The sequence below is a fragment of the Nostoc sp. genome (assembly GCF_036916575.1).
Taxonomy (GTDB): Bacteria; Cyanobacteriota; Cyanobacteriia; order Cyanobacteriales; family Nostocaceae; genus Nostoc.
Map to the genome: position 1 here is coordinate 124,290 of NZ_JBALGC010000128.1, position 6,000 is coordinate 130,289.

Annotated in this window: 6 protein-coding genes; 1 reads left to right on the forward strand and 5 read right to left on the reverse strand. The window is 42.6% G+C overall.

The genetic code is table 11. The annotated features are described in order from the left end of the window. Window positions 1-13: 13 nt before the first annotated feature. The 3 genes from V7L29_RS28805 to V7L29_RS28815 all read right to left on the reverse strand — a co-directional run bounded on the left by V7L29_RS28805 (window position 14) and on the right by V7L29_RS28815 (window position 3,477). Window positions 14-1,366: an FAD-dependent oxidoreductase gene (locus tag V7L29_RS28805; protein WP_334737605.1), complete on the reverse strand. Its 1,353-nt coding sequence runs from the start codon at window positions 1,364-1,366 to the stop codon at window positions 14-16. Window positions 1,367-1,645: 279 nt separating this feature from the next. Next, complete coding sequence (locus V7L29_RS28810) at window positions 1,646-2,929, reverse strand: carbamoylphosphate synthase large subunit (RefSeq protein ID WP_334737606.1); 1,284 nt, start codon at window positions 2,927-2,929, stop codon at window positions 1,646-1,648. Window positions 2,930-3,081: 152 nt separating this feature from the next. Continuing rightward, window positions 3,082-3,477, reverse strand: a complete 396-nt coding sequence (locus V7L29_RS28815) for a hypothetical protein (protein WP_334737607.1) — start codon at window positions 3,475-3,477, stop codon at window positions 3,082-3,084. A 187-nt stretch (window positions 3,478-3,664) separates the two neighbouring features. On the opposite strand from V7L29_RS28815, the gene V7L29_RS28820 reads away from it, so the two are divergent. Further along, window positions 3,665-3,979: a hypothetical protein gene (locus tag V7L29_RS28820; protein ID WP_334737608.1), complete on the forward strand. Its 315-nt coding sequence runs from the start codon at window positions 3,665-3,667 to the stop codon at window positions 3,977-3,979. Between the two features lie 72 nt (window positions 3,980-4,051). Here V7L29_RS28820 and V7L29_RS28825 read toward each other — a convergent pair whose 3' ends face one another. Together V7L29_RS28825 and V7L29_RS28830 are read right to left on the reverse strand one after the other, a co-directional pair. Further along, entirely contained in the window at window positions 4,052-4,591 is a 540-nt protein-coding gene (locus tag V7L29_RS28825; RefSeq protein ID WP_334692180.1) for a DOMON-like domain-containing protein, read from the reverse strand. Continuing rightward, window positions 4,588-5,706, reverse strand: a complete 1,119-nt coding sequence (locus tag V7L29_RS28830) for a phosphotransferase enzyme family protein (protein WP_334692181.1) — start codon at window positions 5,704-5,706, stop codon at window positions 4,588-4,590. Before V7L29_RS28830 ends, V7L29_RS28825 begins: the two co-directional genes overlap by 4 nt. Window positions 5,707-6,000: the final 294 nt, after the last annotated feature.

Genomic DNA, 6,000 nt, shown 5'->3' on the forward strand with positions numbered 1-6,000 from the left:
TATAGATGGAATGCTATGAGACTTGTAAAAACTGCTGGTTCGACTTTTTCACTTTGGTGATCCAGCCTTTATAGGAATGCAATATCTCTGAATAGGGTACGGAACTCTCAGATACCAGTTCTAACAACGACGGTGCGAAGTGAGCAGGGAACAGGCGATGCAGCGTTTTAGCAAGCTGCTCTCTAAGTCCAAACTCAAGGAATAGCTTGGGGGAAGATGGCAACGAGTGGTCGCCTAACTCTACTAAGGCATGAGCGTCGGCTTTGCGACGAACGGTGAATTGGGCGATCGCCCCTGCCCAATCATCAACATATTCATTTAACAGATCGTTAACGATGGTGACATCTTCCAGGGCGGCGTTACAACCTTGACCCAAAGAAGGAGATACAGCGTGGGCTGCATCCCCCAGAATGAGGACGCTATCCCCATAGTGATAGCGATTACAGCGAATGGTTAAAGTATGAGAGGGCGGTCGCTTCAAGAACGCCTCTGCTTCTGATGGAGGCATCAGTTGTCCCACTTCTGGGAAATGCTTATGAAAGAATTTCAGCACCGCTTCTGGGGTTGTCAGATCCGTAACCTGAGTGTTCCAACGGGGAAAGTGAATGACACCGCTGATGCTTCCATCCAGTTGATGAAGCAGCAATACCGTTATGGCATCATTGTTCCGCCAGGAATGGATTTTGTCTGACTCCAAGTAAGTATCTGATGGTTGGTCAGAACGAGGTATAAGGATCGACTTATAGTCTATCGGGACATATTTCTGCTCAAGCTCAAACAATTCTGTGTTCAAGAAAGCCGACCGTACGGCTGAACGTGCGCCGTCTGCACCAATCAACAGATCGTAGTTCACCGTCAGATTGGCGTCTGTGGATTCAGCGGATTGGGCTGTGAGTTGAAACGTAATCGTCTTGGCGGCAAAATCGACTTCAGTGCAGGACTGATTAAAATGCAGCTTGAGTCGCTTGGGGTCGTACTGTTCAGTCAACTTTTCCAGCAATGTGATGACTAATTTGGTGCGATCAAGTGTCACCAGCGGTTTTTTGCTAGAGGGATCAAGTGTCACCAGCGATTTTTTGCCAGAGGTGACTCGTGTTTTGCCGTTTTGTTGGTGAAAAATGGTGCCGCTCATCTCCAGGCTGACGGCTCTCACTGCTGCTTCAACTCCCGGAATTTGATTTAGCGCCTTCATCCCCCGCTCGGTTAGGGAGATTGGGTATGTTCTGGCGTTGGAGAATTCGAGGACTCGCGGATCGCTAAGACGATCATAAATATCAATTTGATACTGGTCACCGCGACGCAGTAGATAGTGAGCCAGAAGTACACCGCTCGGTCCAGCACCGACAATCACCACTTTTTTGACCATACTTCTTCTGTAGAGATCGGTTTGAATTAAAATTTCATGTATTTTAACGTTACTTAACCCTCTTTTGTTACTTTTGGCAGAGAATAATCTGGGATGCTTACAGCATAAGACTTTTACCAAAAACCTTGATTTCGGCCATTTTATTAAAAAATAAAGGCTCAAATGCTCGCTGTATCTACAGTTGATATTTTTCTTTTCCCTGAGTGACAAAAGAGGGTTAATCTGCATCCGATCAAGTCAGTCACACCACCACTCTAGCAGTACAAACAATTGGCTATATTAAAGTAAGCTGATTTCGAGCCATTGTAATCCCTTATACTGTAATTTTTGCTCAATATGCTGCATTTCCTGGATGGTTTCTCCAGTAACGATCGCATAAATTTCGGTATAGATTTTTCCGTATTTGACCTTCTCTAAAGCCGACAGAATGATCAAGTCCTTGCGATCTAGTTCTGGTTTTAAGGTCACTAAAATTGAATCCAACGTTCCTTCCATACGGTAGTCGCTGGAATATTTAGCTACTTCCTTTCCCAGTCCCAGTAAGCTATGGCGCTGCAAGCACAACGGAGTTGATCCATTGACTCGGAAATTGGCATCAATCGCATAAAATTGTCCGTCTTGATCTTCTAACACATCGAAGCCAATCACGCCAAAATAACCCTGTTTGTGAGCATACTGACCAATGGCGGCAATCATTTCAAAGAATTTGCTCATGTCAGTATTGCGGTAGTCAATCAGTCCTCCTAAATAGTTCCCTTCCGGAGTGACGAGTTGCCTGGTAGTGCCGATCAGGGTTATCTCTCCCGCCTTGTTGACATAGAACTGTACGCAGTAATTCTGCACCTGATTCTTGATGAACTCCGAGACAATAATTTTATCGAGCAACTTAATACTGAGATATTTCCTGATTTCTTCAAGGCAGTAGTTCAAATCATTGACGCTTTTGATGATATAAGTGCCTTCTCCTGATAGTCCGTGGGACGTTTTAATTAAGTAGGGAAATTGTGGTAACTGAATATCTTCCAGACTACAGGTATGCAGATTGTAGCTCTCATATTTTGGACATTGCACCCCCAATTCGGCTAGTGTTACTTTGCTGAGTAAGCGGTAATGGGTGTCTGAATCAATAGCGTGTTTTTCTTTTTTGAGGTGATCAAAGGGAAATAGAGTGATGAGTTTGTCAAAGCGTTCGCTGTGACTGAGGTCATCCAAATAAGTCAAGCGCTCCATCATTTCAACATTGGAGTAGCTGAAGCCGAAATGCTCTTGCCAGTATGCAAGCAGCGACTTTGGCGGCGGAATAATCACAATTGGTGGAATGCGATCGCCTAACACAGCTAAAATTTTCCAAGGTTCCTTTTGGCAAATCTTGTCAAAGGAAGTTTTGGTGGCTTCACTACTGCCATCTTGAATAAAATATTTTTTCAGGTTGGGATAAGCAGCCCAACTGGCAGTTGCAGGATAATTTAGGATAAACCCATAAGATGCATCTGTGATGTCTTGAGCAAACAGATCACAAAGAGAACTCCCTTGAAAATATTGAAAGTTATATTTTGAGTTCATTTACGCCCTCCTGGAAATCCTATCGCCAAACAGTCAAATTATACCAATTTGAAAAATGATTGCGACAGATGCATTGATACAACCTAGATTTAGAAAGCGATTTCCAATCCCAAATCTCAAATCCAAAATTCAAAATGGTATTACCTCCTTTTCTATGCAGTTTTCTCATTCTTATCTGATGCTTGTTCTGCAAGCTTTTTTAAGCGGCTTGCTCTCATTTTGCGGAGGCGATCGCTATTGCGAACACCACCCGCCATTTCATATTCAGTGCTGTCTTTGCCATACTTGATCGCAACCACCATTAACATTTTTTCAGAAAGCTGCCTCAAGTTTTTTTCCATCTCTTCAACTTCTGTTAAAGAAGAGTCAACTATAGCCAAAGCGCTATTATGAACATCAAGTTTGCTACGTAACTGTTCAATTGACTCAATCATTTTTTCTAAAGTATAATCTTCATCGAATTTAATGCTTGGAACAATCGATTTCATCCCAGATGCTCTTAATTCAGCTTTTTCTAAAATGCGAGATGTACGTTTTTGACGAGACATAAATTTGCTCTTTTAAGATACTCCTAAAGCTAGCTTGCCTCAATTAAACCCGATTCCGGTTCAGCATAAATCGCAATTTCTGATCGTAAAATTTTTAGCTTATACCAGTAATATCTCGGTATATAATCACTCATATTAGGAAGGCAAGAGGCAAAAGATAGAAAACACCAGAGTAGTCGTTACAGACTTGGGAGTAGTCGCTACAGACTTGAGAGTAGTCGCTACAAACTTGAGAGTAGTCGCTACAGACTTGGGAGTAGTCGCTACAGACTTGGGAGTAGTCGCTACAAACTTGAGAGTAGTCGCTACAGACTTGAGAGTAGTCGCTACAAACTTGAGAGTAGTCGCTACAGACTTGAGAGTAGTCGCTACAGACTTGGGAGTAGTCGCTACAGACTTGAGAGTAGTCGCTATCGTCTTGGCTAAAAGGCAATACGCTTGGGTTAAGCATTTTTTCTCTTCTCTCTGTTTCGCGCCAGTTGCTACCCTGCGGGAACGCTAAGAGCGAACAAGTCTCTTAACCCCTCAAGAGTCGATACCCTACTAGTATTCTCAAATTAATTTTTGGTATAACTTACAACTTTACAATAAAGCTGTTTCGGAGATGAAAGTCAGGCTTTACGCCTTGATGAGTTAACGCCCAGTAAGTCACCTGATCATCTTTGTGTTTGATAACGGTAGTAATGCCAACTTCAATAGCTTGTTCTGCCGAGACTATTTTACTCAAATCGACATTCAACGCAAGTGCTAAACTGTCGGCTTTATTCTGAACATTAAATGGTAGCTTTTCAAAGGCTGTTTCCTCTTGCATCCCTTGACGATACCCATCAAAGCGATAGACATTCCAGTGTCCGACGGGGGAGAGGTTGAATTCCCAATACCGTTGAGAATTCTTGATACCAAGAAAGAACTCAAAGCAAGTGTCTTCCCATAATTCCTGCTTGCGTGATGGTGCATTGTATGGTTGAGCAATTACAATTTCTTTTAAGTCGCCTTCAAGGTTGTAGCAAATGGTAAGTTGATTGGCATTTCGAGAGATATTGCCTGTAATTTTCAAATTAGGAAAGGACTCGTTAGAAGGGAAAGGTTGTAGGTAAAATATTTGGTTGCTCATTTCATATCTTTGATAATTTTGCGAATCTGCGTTTCTTGAGATTCAATACTTTCGGTAAGCTTAAACTGGACGATCGCTCTTGCCAAGTTATGTTCTGAGTGCTTAACTTTAAAGTAGATATTCCCTGCTAAATAATCAGCAAAAAATCTCAGTCCTAGTTCAAAAGTAATGAGACGAATTGCATCGTAAATATAGGCATAGTCATTCTCAGAAAGAAATGCCTTTGCCACCGAAAGATAACCTTTGAGAATTCCCTGACACAGATCAGTATCGAAATAAATACTTTCCCAATTCTCGGTTTCTTCTCCAGTAGGATTGCAACCCGATCGCAGGCAATCGCCAATATCGTAATGTACCAAACCGGGCTTAACAGTATCGAGGTCTATGATGCTGACGGCTTGCTGGGTAGCAGTGTCAAACATGACATTGTTAATTTTTGGATCTCCATGCATCAGACGCAGAGGTAGCTTGCCTTCAGCTTTGGCATTTTCTAGAATATGTGCAAAAGTTTGGCGATCGCTAACAAACTGTAAGCAATAATTCACTTCAGCAGATTTACGCACACTAGTTTTCGCCAAAACTTCCTCATAATGCTGGAGATAAAGCGGTGTAATATGGAATCCTTCTAAGGTGTCAGCAAGTTTTTCTGATGGTAAGTCGCTGATCAGATTGTGGAACATCCCCAAGGCATAACCGATTTCTTTAGCATGAGAGCGATCGCGCATAGTATCAAAGGACTGGGAACCTTCAATAAAGCTAATCGCCCGCCAAAAGGAACCATCTGCATCCCTCCAGTGGTCTTGATCATCCTTGGTCAACAGTACGTATGGCACTTCCCAGCGACGATTGAGGGGTATGTGTTGTAAACGTTTGTGAACATGCTCAGTGAAGGTACGCATATTCTGCATAATCAGTTGTGGCTGACGAAACACCTGCGTGTTGATGCGTTGTAGGATAAAATGTTGTTCTTCTGAGGAATCCAGAGTTACTAAGAATGTGTCATTGATATTACCACTTCCAAATGCTTTAACGCCTGTAACCTTCCCCCATTGGGCGAATTGATCAGCGATCGCAACTAGATTTTCTGCGCCCTGTGTATTAAATTCTTCTGTCATGTTGCTGTTTAACCTGCCTTATTCCTCACGTATGTTGCACAAAGGCAATAGGGGATATCGTAGCGCAAGTGTCAAGATAATTCTTATACCAATTTGAAAAAAGAATGCAACAGATGGTAAATGTATAGAAAGGTAGCATTTCTGGTGAGTGATGGCAGGGGTAACAAATCAATACGGTTCAGTTAGCGCCAAAAACCTTTCAGGACTTACGGAAAAACTCTCTGGAACTCTTATTCCTACCCTGCCTTAAGCCGCTGTTGCGTCTATGTGTCCTTTGCTCCCGCAGTCCCTCAT